The organism is Mesorhizobium sp. M1322, assembly GCF_040318085.1.
Classification (GTDB): Bacteria; Pseudomonadota; Alphaproteobacteria; order Rhizobiales; family Rhizobiaceae; genus Mesorhizobium.
The window spans coordinates 20,463-34,216 of record NZ_JAMYLP010000009.1 but is presented as its reverse complement, the minus strand read 5'-3'; the positions used below and the strand labels follow the sequence as shown (position 1 = coordinate 34,216).

The following is a 13,754-nucleotide window of genomic DNA, read 5'->3' as shown; positions in this document are numbered from 1 at the left end:
ACGGCGGCAAGGCAGAGGATGAACATGCGCATCAAGACGGTCCAAGCCTGGTGGGTCCGCATACCGATCGAAGCCGCGCGGCAGCACCGCAGCGACTTCGGTCAGGTGACGACGTTCGACGCCGCAATCCTGCGTATCGAGACCGCCGATGGGCTGGTCGGCTGGGGCGAAGGCAAGAATGCCGCCGGCAGCACCGGCAGCTATGGCGCCCTCGTCCACATGCTGAACCACGAGGTCGGCCCGCAGCTGATCGGCTGCGATCCGGCCGACATCGGGGTGATCTGGGAGATGCTCTACAATGGCGTGCGCTACGACAGCGCCGCGCAAAACGGCCACGCCATGCCGCAATTGGCGCGGCGCGGCATCAGCGTCGCCGCGATCAGCGCCGTCGATATCGCATTGTGGGATATTCTGGGCAAGTCGTTGGGGCTTCCGGTCTGGCGGTTGCTCGGCGGCCGCAAGCTTGACCGCATGCCGGCCTATGCGTCCGGCGGCTGGGCCTCCACCGAGGCGATCGGCGAGCAGTTGAAATCCTATATCGCCAGGGGCGGCTTCAAGGCGCTGAAGATGCGGATCGGCGCGATGGACGGCGCTCCGCACAATTCCGCCGCCCGCGTCCGCGCCGCAAGACAGGCGCTCGGCCCCGAAGTCGACCTTATGGTCGATGCGCACGGCACCTATACGGTGGCGGAAGCCAAGCGCTTCATCCATCTCGCCGGCGATCTCGATCTGGCCTGGTTCGAGGAGCCGGTCATCGCCGACGACAAATCCGGCATGGCCGAAGTGCGGGCGTCCGGCTCCATCCCGATCGCCACCGGCGAAAGTGAAGCGACGCGCTACGCCTTCCGCGACCTCGCCACGCTCAAGGCTGCTGACATCTTCCAGCCTGACCCCGCCTTCTGCGGCGGCATCAGCGAGGCGATGAAGATCGGCACCATCGCCAGTGCCTTCAATCTGCGCTTCGCGCCGCATCTGTGGGCCGGCGCGCCTTGCTTCTTTGCCGGGCTGCATGTCTGCGCTGCTTCGCCGGCCAGCTTTACCGTCGAATATTCGCTCGGCGCCAATCCGATGATCCACGATCTGATCGAGGAGACTGTCGAAGCAAAGGACGGTATGATAGCGATCCCCGAGAAGCCTGGACTGGGATTCACCCTTTCGGAACGGTTCCTGGAGGCGCACGCGATACGCGGCTGATCATGAAAGAAAAGAACCTTCTCGCGGAACTCGCCGCCTATCTGTTCTCGCACTCCGACAAGGCAACCGGCCGAACGCCGTCGGAGCGTGAACTGGCGGAGCATTTCGCCGTCAGCCGCGGCCAGATCCGCGAGGCGCTGGCCATTCTTGAAGCCATGCGCATCGTCGAGCGCCGAGCCAAGTCCGGCATCTACATCGACACCAAGCAGGCCAGCGTCGAGGCGATGGCGCTGTTTGCGCGGGCCGGCCTGCCGATCGATCCGATCCAGATCTACGAGACGGTCGAGTTGCGCAAGATCCATGAGATCAAGGCGGCCGAGCTTGCCTGCTCGCGCGCCACCGAGGAAAATTTCGAGCGGCTGCGCGAAATCCTGAAGGCTTCGGAAGACCGCATTGCGGCGGGCGAGGGCCTCGCCAAGGAGGACCGCGAATTTCACCTTGAGATCGTGCGCGCAACCAAGAACAGCGTTTTTCACAACATATGCAGCCTCTATTACCTGATGGGCGAGCAACGCCTGCCGATCTACTTCAACGATCCCGAACGCAGCATGCGCTCGCATGCCGAGCACATCCAGATCTACGAGGCGCTGCTGCGCCGCGACGGCAATCTCGCCCAGGCGCTGATGAGCGCCCATCTGCAAGGCGCGGAAAGCTACTGGAAAGGCCTGATCGAGGGTGGTGGGGCAGAACCTCACAGCCCAGCGCTCGAACCGGTCTGACATGCCTAAGATCCTGACGACACACACGCTGCACCCGCGCGCCTCCGCCATGCTGACCGGCGCCGGCGAACTCGTCGTCGCCTCCGCCCTCGATGCGGAGACGCTGGCGTCTGAAGCTGGGAATGCCGACATCATCATCGTTCGCGCCCCGCTGCCATCAGCGCTTTTCGAAGGGGCGACGAAGCTCCGGGCCGCAATCCGCCATGGCGCCGGGCTCGACATGGTTCCCATGGAAGCGGCCACGGCAGCCGGCGTGCTGGTGGCAAACGTGCCGGCGGTCAATGCGCGCTCGGTCGCCGAATACGTGATGCTCGCGGCGCTGGCGCTGCTGCGGCGCTTCCGCATGGTCGACCGCGACTTGCGGGCGAAGGGCTGGCTGGCCGGCCGCGATCACACCATTCTCGCCAGCGAGCTCGCCGGCAAGACGATCGGCATTGTCGGCTTCGGCGCCATCGGACAGGCAGTCGGCCACATCGCGGCGCATGGTTTCGACCTGAACGTGGTGGCGACGACGCGCAGCATGAGGCCGGCGCCGGACAGGGTCGGGTTCCTGTCGATCGATGCGCTGGTCGAGCAGAGCGACATCATCGTTCTGTGCTGCCCGCTGACAGCGGAGACGCGCGGCCTGATCAACCGCGGGCGCATCGGCCGAATGAAGCCGCACGCGCTGCTGATCAATATTTCGCGCGGGCCGGTGATCGACGACGAGGCGCTGATCGAAGCGCTGCAGAATGACCGTATCGGCGGTGCCGCGCTCGATGTCTTTGCGACGCAGCCGCTACCGCCCAATCACCCCTATTTCGGCTTCGACAATGTCATCGTCACGCCGCACATGGCCGGCATCACCGAGCAGTCGATGATGCGCATGGGCGTCGGTTCGGCTGATGAAACCTTGCTGGTGCTGGCCAACAAATTGCCGGTCAATCTGCGCAATCCCGAAGTGGTCAAGCACTACAGACGGAGGTTTCCAGCCGACGCCTGACGGCACCTCAACGGCCAAGCAGTGCCTCGATTTCCGCCGCGATGCGCAGGAGACGGTGGTCGTGGCCGTTACGCGCCACCAGCATCAGCCCGGCCGGGCGCGCCATTCCCGGCATCGGCAGCGAGATCGCGCAGAGGTCGAACTGGTTGGCGATCTGCGTGTTGCGCAGCAGAAGGCCTTCCGTACGCTCGCATAGAGCTTCGTCGCTGGTCATCGAAACGATGGTCGGCGCGGTGATCGGTGTGGTCGGCAGGGCCAGCACATCGACCGACGCCAGCCGATCGTCCATGGCGGCGACAAGCGCCGTGCGGCGGCGGATTGCCCTTATATAGGCCGTGGCCGGAACGGCGGCGGCGCGCGACAACGGCTCGCTCACCCGCGGATCGACCGGCGTCCTCGCACCTGCGGCCAACCAATCGGCGTGGACCTCGGCACCCTCCATTGCCGCGATCGAGGCCCGCTTGGTTACCGCGCGCAAATCGGCAAGGAGGTCATCGATGGACAGATCAGCGAGGCGTGCACCCGCAAGCTCTATCTTGCGAGCACACCGGTCGAACGCCGCCGAGACCTCTTCTTCCGTATCCTCGAAGAGCGCGCCGCGCGGAATGCCGATGCGCAGTCCGGCAAACGGAAGCGGAACCAGAGCCACAGTCTCCTCGCCCGCCATCACCGCGTCGGCTGCGGCACATTCGGCGACGGTGCGGGCAAGCGGGCCAATAGAGTCCAGCGTGGCCGACAACGGGAGAACGCCATCACGCGGCACCCGGCGCGCCGTCGGCTTGAACCCGACGACACCGTTCAGCGATGCCGGAATGCGCACCGAACCGCCGGTGTCAGAACCGATCGAGATCTCGCTCGTGCCTTCGCCGACGGATACACCGGCGCCGGAAGATGAGCCGCCCGCAATCCGGCTGGCGTCGGTCGCATTGCCGGGCGTGCCGTGATGCGGGTTGACGCCGATCGCGGTGAAGGCGAATTCGGTCATGTTGGTCTTGCCGAGGATGACGGCGCCGGCTTGCCGCAGCCGCCGCACGACAGCAGCGTCTCGCAATGCCGGCGCCGCGGTGCTGAGCAACAATGAACCGGCTGTGGTCGGCTCGCCGGCGACATCGAACAGATCCTTGATCGATACGATCGCTCCATCGAGCGGTCCAAGTGTGACTCCGGCCTTACGCCTGGTATCGGCGGCATCGGCTGCTGCCCGTGCGGCTTCCGGATAGAGTTTTACGAATACGCTTTCATTGTCGGCGCGGACGGCGAGACGCGAAAGGACGACTTCGAGGCGGTCGCGGGCAGATTGCATTTCGGTGTCGGACTCCGGACGCCTGCAACGTCTTACAGGCAACGACTGGTGCGTGACCTGCAGAGACATAACCCGGCACAAGCACATTTGCACCCTGTCGAACGGAAGGAGACCTGATGCTCTACAAAGGCAGCTGCCACTGCGGGAAGATCGCCTTCGAGGTCGAAGGCGATCTGACCGGAGCCGTGCGATGCAATTGCTCGATCTGCTCGCGCAAGGGCGCGCTGCTATGGGCCGTGCCGCACGAGGCATTGCGGGTGCTTGCCTGGGGCGACGATCTTGGCAAATACACCTTCGGCAACCATGTCATCGCCCACCGGTTCTGCCGGACTTGCGGCATCCATCCCTTCGCCGAGGACGTCAGCGAAGGGGGCGAACGAAGCGCCTACGTCAATCTCCATTGCATAGACGGATTGGACTTTGCCGCTGTGCCGGTTTTCGACTTCGACGGCCGCGCGGTTTGACTGTTCCTCACCTGTCGGCTGCCTTTGGGCCGAGAAAGAACGCCGCCAAGGCCGCCAGCACCGTCGCGATTCCGCAATAGGCGAAAGCACTGGCAACCCCGGCATTGTCGACCAGCAGGCCGCCGAAAACAGCACCCAGTGCGATGGCCACCTGGAACGTGGCGACCATCAGCCCGCCGGCGCTTTCGGCCTGGTCGGGAGCGGCTCGCACCAGCCAGGTTTGCAGCCCGACCGGCACCGCACCGAAGGCAAAGCCCCAAGCGGCAACCGCCATTGCCGCCACCACGGGTGAGGCACCGAGAACGAGCAGCATGAGCGCTGACAATGCAATCAGCAGAGGCGCCAGGCCGACGGCTGCCTTGAGGTTGCGCTCGGCCATGAAGCCGCCGGCGAAATTGCCGAAGAACCCACCAATGCCGTAAGCGAGCAGCACCAGCGAGATCGTTTCGATATCCAGTGCCGGAACGTTCTCGAGAAATGGCCGGACATAGGTGAAGCCGGCAAAGTGTCCCGAGGCCACCAGCAGCACCACCAGAAGTGCTGCCCTGATCGTCGACCGCTTCATCACCTCCAACAAGGTGCGAAAACTGGCAACGCCCGCCGGCGGCAACCTCGGAATGGTGGCGATCTGCACCAGCAGCGCCAGGGCGCCGACGACAGCTGCGATCATGAAGGCGGTGCGCCATCCCCAGATGTCGCCGACATAGGCGCCAACCGGGGCCGCAGTGACGGTGGCGACCGAAACGCCGGTGAGGATGATCGACATGGCGCGCGGCATCAGCCGCATCGGCACGAGCCGCAACGCCATCGCCGCCGACATCGACCAGAAGCCGCCGAGGCTGATCCCGAGCATGATGCGGGCGATCAGAAGAACGGGAAGCGAGGACGCAAACGCCGCCAGGAGGTTCGACAGGATCAGGAGCACGGTCAGTCCCCACATGACTAGCCTGCGGTCCAGCCGTTTGGTGATGATAGCCATGGTCGGGGCGGCGATCGCGCCGACAACGGCCGTCGCTGTCACCGCTTGGCCGGCAGTGCCCTCCGTGACACCGAGGTCCTGCGCCAGCGGCGTCAGCAGGCTGGCAGGCAGGAATTCTGCGGTCACCAGCCCAAAGACACCGAGCGCGAGGGATACGACCGCCCCCCACGCCGGCTCGGCTCGTTCGTCGGTTTCCGCGGGATCGAGAACGGCGTCGATGACGCCTGTCGCGGGTTCGGTCATGGTGGGATCTCCGATCTGGTTGCAGCGCAGCATTTGGCTGCAGTGCAACATAGGGAGTGACCGTCTGGAGTTTCCATGCTAGAAACACCATCATGCTTGACCATTCGTCCAAAGTTCCGGTTACCGGCGATCCGCTGACGGACATATTGCGCGGGTTGCGGCTCGACGGCGTCGAATATGGCCGCTGTGAAATGCAGGAGCCGTGGGGCCTCCAGTTTCCGGCCCAGACGGCGGCGCGGTTTCATTTCATCGGCCGCAAGGGATGCTGGTTGCAGCAGCCCTCCGGCGAATGGGTCGAGCTCAAGGTGGGCGACGCGGTGCTGCTGCCGCGCGGTGCGGCACACGTCCTGGCGAGCGAGCCGGGCGCCGAGGCTTCGCCGATCCAGGGCTACGACGTCGCCGAGGTCTGCAAGAACGTTTACTGCATGTCCAACGAAGGCTGCCGGCCGGGGACGCTGCTGTTTTTCGGCAGCATGTATTTCAATCTCGACGGTTTGCACCCGTTGCTCGGCATGATGCCGGACGTGATGCGCGCGCACGAGTTGGAAGCCTATGAACCCGGTATCCCGCATCTGCTGGAGGCGATGGCGCGCGAGGTGACGATGGAACGCGTCGGCTCCGGCGGCATTCTGGCACGGCTTGCCGATGTGCTGGCCGCCACCGTCATCCGGTCATGGGTCGAGCGCGGCTGCGGCGACTCGTCCGGATGGATCGCGGCGGTGAGAGATCGGGAGATTGGGCGCGTGCTGGCCGCGATCCACCTCGAACCGGACCGCGATTGGACCGTGGAAACGCTCGCCAGGATGATGGGCGCCTCGCGATCGGGTTTCGCGGAACGCTTCGCGACGATCGTCGGCGAAACCCCGGCCAGGTATGTCACCCAGGTGAGAATGCACCAGGCACGGCAATGGTTGGTCCGCGACCGGCTGAAGATTTCCGTCGTCGCCGCTCGCCTCGGTTATGAATCCGACGCGTCGTTCAGTCGGGCGTTCAAGCGCGTCATCGGATCGGCTCCCAGCCATTTTCGGGCCGAGGAACAGGCTGAGACCCGCCAAGCCGGCTAAACCTGGACAGAGGCTTCAAGCCGCTTAGCATCCTCCCGCCCAAGGAGTGCGCTTAGCCCGCGTGGCGGAGACTAATCCCGCTACCCTTGTCGAACAGCACCACCTTGTCCGGATCCCAGGCAAAGCGCACCGGCTGCTCGATCTCGACATCGGTTCTGGCCGGCACCGTGGCCCGCAGCATGGCGTCGCCGACCCGCAGGGTCAGGATCTTTTCGACGCCATGGTTCTCGACATCGTGGACGCGCGCTTCCACCGGCGCCCCGCTCTCGAGATAGACATCCTCGGGACGAATACCGAAGACGCGCGGGCGACCGACGGTCGCACCGCTCGTCTTGGCACCCCCCGTAAAAGGCAGCTCGAAATTCAGCGGTGCCATCACCGCGCGGCCGTCGACGAGCTTGCCGTCGATGAGGTTCATCGGCGGCGAGCCGACGAAGCTCGCCACATAGGTGTCGCGCGGATTGTTGTAGATCTCATACGGCGTGCCGGTCTGGACGATGCGTCCATGATTGAGCACGCCAACCTTGTCGCCCATCGACATCGCCTCGATCTGATCGTGCGTGACAAACAGAAAGGTCTGACCAAGGTTCATTTGGATGTTCTTCAGCTCGGTGCGCAGCGCCTCGCGCAGCTTGGCATCGAGCGCCGACAGCGGCTCATCCATCAGGAACACGCGGGGCTTCCTGACGATGGCGCGACCAATCGAGACGCGCTGCATCTCACCACCAGAAAGGCGATCCGTCTTGCGGTCGAGCAGATGCTCGATGCGCAAGGTCCTGGCAACGCGGTCGACGCGCGTCTTGATCTCGTCGGGCTCGATACGGCGGATTTTGGGCTTCAGCGGGAATTCGAGATTCTCGCGCACCGTATAGCGCGGATAAAGCGAGTATTGCTGCAGAACCAGCGCCACGTCGCGCTCGGCCGCGCCCCAGTCAGCGACGTCAGCGCCGTCGATGAATATCTGCCCCTCGTCCGGCTTTTCCAGGCCGGCGATCATGCGCAGCGTCGTCGTCTTGCCGGCGCCGGTCTCGCCGAGCAGCACGAAGAACTCGCCGTCGGCAATGTCGAGATTGAGCCCGGTCAACGCGGTGTGATTGCCGAATGTCTTCGAAATGTTCTTGAGCTGGATATGGGCCATCAGAGTCTCACCCCCAGCGAATTGCCGCTTGTCGTGTCGAAGAAGTGCGCCTGCGCCGGGTCGAGCTTGGCGAAGACCTGGGCCCCCGGCTTGCCCACGAAACCGGAACGGGTGCGGGCGCGCAACATCTGTGCCCCGACCTTGAGGTCGACGATATCGTAGGAGCCGAGCGGTTCGATGATGCGCGCCTCGACCGGCAGATAACCGTCCGCCGGCTCGCGCGAGACCATCACTCCTTCGGGGCGGATGCCGAGTGCAAGGCGGCCCTGCTCGCCGCGCGCGGCGGCGCGCTGGCCGACAAGGTCGGCCCGGAAAAGGAACCCTTCCGCGGCCCCGTCGACGGTGACCCTGGCGCCGGAGCCGTTCATCGTCACCGCCGCGTTGGCGACGTTCATCACAGGCGAGCCAACGAATTGCGCGACAAACAAATTGGCCGGGTGCGTATACACTTCCGATGGGCTGCCTACCTGTTGCAGAACGCCCTCGTGCATAATGACGATGCGGTCGGCAAGGCTCATCGCCTCGATCTGGTCGTGGGTGACGTAGATGGTGGTCGAGCCCTGCTTGATGTGCAGCCGCTTGATCTCGGCGCGCATCTCCTCGCGCAGCTTGGCGTCGAGCGCGCCGATCGGCTCGTCCATCAGCATCGCCTTCGGCCGCCGCACCAGCGCCCGGCCGATCGCCACGCGCTGCATGTCGCCACCCGACAGCGCCGACGGCTTCTTGCCGAGCAGGTCGGTGATCTGCAGCACTTTGGCGACCGAGCGAACCTCGCCGTCGATCTCCGCCTTGCTCTTGCGCATGGCGCGCAACGGAAAGGCGATGTTCTCGTAGACGCTCATATGCGGATAGAGCGAGAACGATTGGAACACCATGGCGATGTCGCGGTCGGCAGCCTTGAGATGCTGGACCGGCTTGCCGTCGATGAGGACATCGCCGCCGTCGATCGTCTCCAGCCCGGCGATGGCGCGAAGCGTCGTCGTCTTGCCGCAGCCCGACTGGCCGAGCAGCACGATGAACTCGTTGTCGTCGATCTTGAGATTGAGGTCCTTGATGACCTGGACGGCGCCAAAGAATTTCTGGACGCCACGAAGCTCGATCTGGGTCATGGGTGACCTTCTTTTTCCGGCGTGCCGGTCGCCTGCGGCTTCTGCCTTGGACCGACCCAGCCGGTGATCATGAACGTCAGCAGCCCGACGATGATGATCGTCAGCCCGTAGCGGTGCAGGAAGAGATTCCACGGCTGACAGAGCGCGATGATGCCGCACACCATCACGATCTCGGCCGTGCGCTGGATTGTAGCATGGCGGATCATTTACGGATCGCTCCGAAGGACATGCCGCGCAGGAGATGGTTGCGCAACAGGAAGGTGAAGATGGCGACAGGCAGCAGGAACAGGAAGGTTCCGGCGGCAATCACCGTCCAATCCGACAGGCCGGAACCGACCTGGCTTGGAATGAAGGGCGGTGCCGTCTGGGCGCGTCGGTTGGTCATGATCAGCGCGAAGGCATATTCGTTCCATGCGGTGATGAAGCAGAACACGGCGGTGGCGGCGATGCCGGTGGCCGCCTCTGGCAGTACGATCTTGAAGAAGGCTTCCATGCGCGTATAGCCGTCGACGAGGGCCGCCTCCTCGTACTCCTTCGGAATTTCGTCCATGAACCCCTTCATCAGCCATACAGAGAAGCTGAGGTTGAAGGCGGTGTAGAGGATGATCAGGCCCCAATGCGTGTCGTTGAGGCCGACGACCCGGTACATCAGGAACATCGGGATCGCCACCACGACTGGCGGCAGCATGCGCGTCGACAGGATGAAGAAGAGCAGGTCCTGTTCCCCCTTTATCTTGAAGCGCGAGAACCCGTAAGCCGTGAAGGTGCCCATGCCGACGGCGAGGATCGTCGAGGTGATAGCTACGATCAGCGAATTCATGAAGCGGTTCGGATAGCCGGACCACTGCACGTCACCCCGGCCCGAGCGCACCACCTTCTCGCCGCCATCAAACACCAGCCGCTCCCACCACGGGGCGGCGGCATATTGTTCCGGCGTCGGCGCAGTGCGCAACTGCGAGCGCTTGGTGAACAGCTTGACGAAGGGCGATATCTCAGGCTGGAACACCACAGTCGGTGGAATGGTGGTGGCAAGGTTGCGCGGCTTGAACGCCGTCGAAGCTATCCAGTAGATCGGCGCCAGGAAGATCATTGTGATGATCAGCACACCGACGATGGCCAGCTTGTTGAGCGAACGCTCGGTAGAGGTGGTGACAGCGGCCATTCTAGCGCTCCTTCACCTTGTTCAGGTATTTGACGTAGATGTTGGTGATCGCCAGGATCATGATCAGCACGATGTAGGCCAGCGCGCAGGAGCGCCCGGTCTGCCATTCCTGGAACGCCATCTTGTAGAGCCGGATCGAGATCACCTCGGTGGTTGGCTGGCTGGTCAGGATGTAGGCAAGATCGAAGGTCTTGAACGCCTCCATGGTGCGAAAGATGATCGCGATCATCAGGATCGGCGCGACCAAGGGCAGCGTAATGCGAAAGAACGTATAGAACGAGCCGGCGCGGTCGATCGCGGCCGCCTCGTAGAGGTGCTTCGGCACCGCCGACAGGCCGGCGAGCGACAGCAGCATGACGAAGGGCGACCACATCCAGATGTCGGTGATGGCAACCGCGTAGAGCGCCATGTCGGGGTTGGACAGCCACTCGAAGGAGCCGAGGCCGAGCGTATAGTTGATGATGCCGAAGGACGGATCGTAGAGCAGTTTCCAGAACAGGCCGACAACAGCCATCGACAGCATCATCGGCAACAGCAGCAGTGTCGTCAGCAGGCCCTTCAACGGGATATCCCGGTTGAGCAGCAACGCCACGCCGAAGCCGACGATGACCTGGCCGACCACTGAGACGATGACGTATTTGGCGGTGATGGCGAAATTCGACCAGATGAACGGGTCGTTGAGCAGCTCGCGGTAATTCTGCAGTCCGACGAAAGTTGCCGGTGCCGCGCTCGATGCGCGAAAGTCGGTGAACGAATAGCCGAGCGAATAGAGCAATGGAAAGATGTTGAAGACGATCAGGAAAACGATCGTCGGAATGATGAAGAGATTGCGGATCGTAAGGTCGCTCATACCGCGGGCGGCGGAGCGCGACTTGGGATCCAGCGTGGTCATGACTGCAGTGGCCAAGGCCCGTTCCTCCGGAAAAGAAAACGGAAGGGGCGGGCTCCCGCCCCCTCCGAGCGTTAGTGCCGTTTACTTCACGCGGTTGTATTTCTTGAACGTCGCGTTCCAGTCCGCGGCGAGCGCATCGAGCACTTCCTTGGCCGTGCCCTGATTGCCGGTGATGTACGGATAGACGCGTTGGTTCATCTGGATAAGCAGCTCGGCATATTCCGGCGTCGCCCAGAAGTCCTTCACCTTGAACATGGTTTCGTAGAAGGCCTTGTTGTAAGGCGTGGCGTTCTGGAATTCAGGCGACTCGAGCACCTTGGCACTTGCCGTGTAACCGCCGAGTTCCGCCCATTTCTTCTGCGTCTCATCCTTGATGAACCATTCCAGGAACTTCATCGCCTCTTCCTGATTCTGCGAATAGGAGATGACGGAGATGCCCTGGCCGCCGAGCGCCGCGAACTGGTCGCCGTTCGGTCCTGGAGGGTTGGCGAAGAAGCCGGTGGCCTTGGCGTTCGGGTTCGAGGCTTCGTTGATGAGCGCCGGGAAGAAGGCGAAGTAGTTCATGCTCATCGCCGCCAGGTTCTCGGTGATCGCTTGGTTGTCCTCGATGAAGAAGCTCTTGGCCCAACCAGGAGGGGTGAAGGAATAGAGCTCCTTGTAGGCCTCGAGCGCCTTCACGTTCTGCTCAGAGTTGATGATCCCGTCGACCTTGTAAGTGGAATAGTCGCCAAGTTCGCCGCCGAAGGAGAAGATGGCGTTCTCGACGCCCATCACCAGAGCGTCGTACGAATTATCGGTGTAGATGGCGACGCCGTAGCGCTTCTCGTCGGGACGGTGGAAGAATTCAGCGATGTCGCGCAGCTGCTTCCAGTCCTTCGGCACGCCGAGATCGTAGCCGTACTTCGCTTTGAAGGCTTCCATCTCCTTCGGGTCTTCGAACCAGTCCTTGCGATAGGACCAGCCGACCGCATCGCCCTCGGCCGGTATCGACCAGTATTTGCCGGAGTTGGACGGATATTCGGCGTAGTATTTCACCGTCGCCGGCGCCATCACTTCCTTCAGATTGTGCTTGTTGAAGAAGTCGGTGAGGTCGACATAGTGACCTGCCTCGGAGGCCGCGCCGATCCACTGGGAATCGCCGACGACCATGTCGTAGGCGCTGCCCTTGGCGTTGAACTCGGTGAACGCCTTGGTCTGGAAATCCGGCCACGGCGTCGTCTCGACCGTGACCTTCACGCCGCTCTCGGCCTCGTAAAGGTTGACGAGCTCCTGCAAATAGTTCGCCGGATCCCATTCAGCCCAGAATATGGTGAGTTCCTTATCCTGCGCGTAGACGGACGTTCCGCAGGCGAGCACTAAGCCGATACCAGCAAGCATGCTGGTCATTGTCTTGCGCATAATGATTTCCTCCCTTGTGCGCATTCTACCGTATCACGCGAGCCGGCGGTGAGCCGACCCTGGTAGTTCCTCCGTGGTGGCAGCGTTCCGGTTCCGAGCCTCCTCGCCCGGCCGGAATGGATCGCAGCCCTCACTTTTAACCTGCTGTATTGTCCTGATCTGGTATTACCAATTTCGGACACACGTCAAGCTCTTTCTTGGACGATGGCAGCCCCTCAGACAAGCGGATTCCAGCAACATCTGTCTGTTTTTCTTAAATTTTCCTACTCCTTGATACGCAAGGGCCTTGTTCGCGCTACGGCACGTCGACTATTGTGAGTAATCAGCATCCCCATCTGGTCGAACCAGATCGATACTATTCCGCAGCTGTTGCCGGCGCGCTTCTGCCTCCTTCGGTTGCCGATTCCATCACCGCAGCCCGTACTAGGGCGCCGGCTGCCCATTGCGCTACCGACATCATCTTGCGGCTATCCAGCCCCCATATATCCTTTAGTATGATGAGCACTTCGACACCGAAGATCAACGACAGGGCCTGCGCCAGGCGCTTGAATTCGCGTGGCGGCAGCCGGTTCTTGAGCGGTGCGATCGCGTCCTTGAGCAGATCGACGCGATGGCCGCGCGTGAAGGCCGGCTCGCTGCCCAGCGTGCCGGCCTGCCGCCGCGCCCACTGGTCGAGCGACAGCTTCAGCGCCGCCTTGAACGTCGCCTCAAAGGCTTCGATGCGCGGCATGGCCGTGTCGAACAGTTCGATGACGCGGCGCTCGGGATCGGCCGAGGCCGATTTCCAGCTGAGAATCGGCCCAAGCCCCTCGTCGACCACCGCCTGCACCAGCGCCGCCTGGCTTGGAAAATACCGATAGGCGGTGGCGCGGGAGACTTGCGCTGCTTCGGCGACCTCGCTGACCGAGGGCGTGGCGCCCGCCTGCATCAGCCTTGTCGCCGTCTCCAGCATCAACCGCCTTGTGCGGGCGCGCGGCCCGCGCGCCGCTTCAGAACCGGCATCGTCGGGCACTGCCGCTGGTTGACGTGAGACATTCATGTCAATATGATACGCACGTCTCAAAAAATTGCAATGGCCTTTCGCGCTGTCGAACGACCGAGGCAAAA

Annotated in this window: 14 protein-coding genes; 5 read left to right on the top strand and 9 right to left on the bottom strand. The window is 63.0% G+C overall.

What is annotated here, in order from left to right:
* Positions 1 to 24: 24 nt before the first annotated feature.
* From NKH12_RS05620 to NKH12_RS05610, 3 genes are read left to right on the top strand one after another with little or no spacing between them, the layout of a single operon-like run.
* Positions 25 to 1,194: a mandelate racemase/muconate lactonizing enzyme family protein gene (locus tag NKH12_RS05620; RefSeq protein ID WP_352952218.1), complete on the top strand. Its 1,170-nt coding sequence runs from the start codon at positions 25 to 27 to the stop codon at positions 1,192 to 1,194.
* 2 nt (positions 1,195 to 1,196) lie between these two features.
* On the top strand, positions 1,197 to 1,913 hold the full coding sequence (locus NKH12_RS05615) for a FadR/GntR family transcriptional regulator (RefSeq protein WP_352952217.1): 717 nt from the start codon (positions 1,197 to 1,199) through the stop codon (positions 1,911 to 1,913).
* Between the two features lies 1 nt (position 1,914).
* Positions 1,915 to 2,895, top strand: a complete 981-nt coding sequence (locus tag NKH12_RS05610) for a hydroxyacid dehydrogenase (protein ID WP_352952216.1) — start codon at positions 1,915 to 1,917, stop codon at positions 2,893 to 2,895.
* Positions 2,896 to 2,902: 7 nt separating this feature from the next.
* On the opposite strand, the gene NKH12_RS05605 is transcribed toward NKH12_RS05610, so the two are convergent.
* On the bottom strand, positions 2,903 to 4,198 hold the full coding sequence (locus NKH12_RS05605; protein WP_352952215.1) for an amidase: 1,296 nt from the start codon (positions 4,196 to 4,198) through the stop codon (positions 2,903 to 2,905).
* Between the two features lie 116 nt (positions 4,199 to 4,314).
* Between NKH12_RS05605 and NKH12_RS05600 the strand changes: the two genes are divergently transcribed.
* Positions 4,315 to 4,662 (top strand): GFA family protein, encoded by a 348-nt coding sequence (locus NKH12_RS05600; RefSeq protein WP_352952214.1) that lies wholly within the window; start codon positions 4,315 to 4,317, stop codon positions 4,660 to 4,662.
* 7 nt (positions 4,663 to 4,669) lie between these two features.
* Here the strand turns inward: NKH12_RS05600 and NKH12_RS05595 are convergent, their stop codons facing one another.
* Positions 4,670 to 5,884, bottom strand: a complete 1,215-nt coding sequence (locus NKH12_RS05595) for an MFS transporter (protein WP_352952213.1) — start codon at positions 5,882 to 5,884, stop codon at positions 4,670 to 4,672.
* Positions 5,885 to 5,976: 92 nt separating this feature from the next.
* Between NKH12_RS05595 and NKH12_RS05590 the strand changes: the two genes are divergently transcribed.
* Positions 5,977 to 6,948 (top strand): AraC family transcriptional regulator, encoded by a 972-nt coding sequence (locus tag NKH12_RS05590; RefSeq protein WP_352952212.1) that lies wholly within the window; start codon positions 5,977 to 5,979, stop codon positions 6,946 to 6,948.
* A gap of 52 nt (positions 6,949 to 7,000) precedes the next feature.
* Here NKH12_RS05590 and NKH12_RS05585 read toward each other — a convergent pair whose 3' ends face one another.
* The 7 genes from NKH12_RS05585 to NKH12_RS05555 all read right to left on the bottom strand — a co-directional run bounded on the left by NKH12_RS05585 (position 7,001) and on the right by NKH12_RS05555 (position 13,686).
* A complete protein-coding gene (locus NKH12_RS05585) occupies positions 7,001 to 8,086 on the bottom strand; it encodes an ABC transporter ATP-binding protein (protein ID WP_352952211.1) in 1,086 nt (361 codons plus the stop codon).
* Complete coding sequence (locus NKH12_RS05580) at positions 8,086 to 9,195, bottom strand: ABC transporter ATP-binding protein (RefSeq protein WP_352952210.1); 1,110 nt, start codon at positions 9,193 to 9,195, stop codon at positions 8,086 to 8,088. The genes NKH12_RS05585 and NKH12_RS05580 overlap by 1 nt, the downstream gene beginning before the upstream one ends.
* Positions 9,192 to 9,401 carry a hypothetical protein gene (locus NKH12_RS05575; RefSeq protein ID WP_352952209.1) on the bottom strand — a complete coding sequence of 70 codons (210 nt, stop codon included), beginning with the start codon at positions 9,399 to 9,401 and terminating at the stop codon, positions 9,192 to 9,194. Before NKH12_RS05575 ends, NKH12_RS05580 begins: the two co-directional genes overlap by 4 nt.
* Positions 9,398 to 10,357 carry a carbohydrate ABC transporter permease gene (locus tag NKH12_RS05570; RefSeq protein WP_352952208.1) on the bottom strand — a complete coding sequence of 320 codons (960 nt, stop codon included), beginning with the start codon at positions 10,355 to 10,357 and terminating at the stop codon, positions 9,398 to 9,400. Before NKH12_RS05570 ends, NKH12_RS05575 begins: the two co-directional genes overlap by 4 nt.
* A gap of 1 nt (position 10,358) precedes the next feature.
* The gene (locus NKH12_RS05565; protein ID WP_023797334.1) at positions 10,359 to 11,264 is read right to left on the bottom strand and encodes a carbohydrate ABC transporter permease; all 906 of its coding nucleotides are present in this window, start codon (positions 11,262 to 11,264) and stop codon (positions 10,359 to 10,361) included.
* A gap of 66 nt (positions 11,265 to 11,330) precedes the next feature.
* Complete coding sequence (locus tag NKH12_RS05560; protein WP_352952207.1) at positions 11,331 to 12,647, bottom strand: extracellular solute-binding protein; 1,317 nt, start codon at positions 12,645 to 12,647, stop codon at positions 11,331 to 11,333.
* Positions 12,648 to 13,002: 355 nt separating this feature from the next.
* The gene (locus NKH12_RS05555; RefSeq protein ID WP_352952206.1) at positions 13,003 to 13,686 is read right to left on the bottom strand and encodes a TetR/AcrR family transcriptional regulator; all 684 of its coding nucleotides are present in this window, start codon (positions 13,684 to 13,686) and stop codon (positions 13,003 to 13,005) included.
* Between the last annotated feature and the right edge of the window lie 68 nt (positions 13,687 to 13,754).

Coding starts and splice junctions, on each gene's coding strand:
- NKH12_RS05620 (WP_352952218.1), top strand. CDS start 25: ATGCGCATCAAGACGGTCCAAGCCTGGTGGGTCCGCATACCGATCGAA.
- NKH12_RS05615 (WP_352952217.1), top strand. CDS start 1,197: ATGAAAGAAAAGAACCTTCTCGCGGAACTCGCCGCCTATCTGTTCTCG.
- NKH12_RS05610 (WP_352952216.1), top strand. CDS start 1,915: ATGCCTAAGATCCTGACGACACACACGCTGCACCCGCGCGCCTCCGCC.
- NKH12_RS05605 (WP_352952215.1), bottom strand. CDS start 4,198: ATGCAATCTGCCCGCGACCGCCTCGAAGTCGTCCTTTCGCGTCTCGCC.
- NKH12_RS05600 (WP_352952214.1), top strand. CDS start 4,315: ATGCTCTACAAAGGCAGCTGCCACTGCGGGAAGATCGCCTTCGAGGTC.
- NKH12_RS05595 (WP_352952213.1), bottom strand. CDS start 5,884: ATGACCGAACCCGCGACAGGCGTCATCGACGCCGTTCTCGATCCCGCG.
- NKH12_RS05590 (WP_352952212.1), top strand. CDS start 5,977: ATGCTTGACCATTCGTCCAAAGTTCCGGTTACCGGCGATCCGCTGACG.
- NKH12_RS05585 (WP_352952211.1), bottom strand. CDS start 8,086: ATGGCCCATATCCAGCTCAAGAACATTTCGAAGACATTCGGCAATCAC.
- NKH12_RS05580 (WP_352952210.1), bottom strand. CDS start 9,195: ATGACCCAGATCGAGCTTCGTGGCGTCCAGAAATTCTTTGGCGCCGTC.
- NKH12_RS05575 (WP_352952209.1), bottom strand. CDS start 9,401: ATGATCCGCCATGCTACAATCCAGCGCACGGCCGAGATCGTGATGGTG.
- NKH12_RS05570 (WP_352952208.1), bottom strand. CDS start 10,357: ATGGCCGCTGTCACCACCTCTACCGAGCGTTCGCTCAACAAGCTGGCC.
- NKH12_RS05560 (WP_352952207.1), bottom strand. CDS start 12,647: ATGCGCAAGACAATGACCAGCATGCTTGCTGGTATCGGCTTAGTGCTC.
- NKH12_RS05555 (WP_352952206.1), bottom strand. CDS start 13,686: ATGAATGTCTCACGTCAACCAGCGGCAGTGCCCGACGATGCCGGTTCT.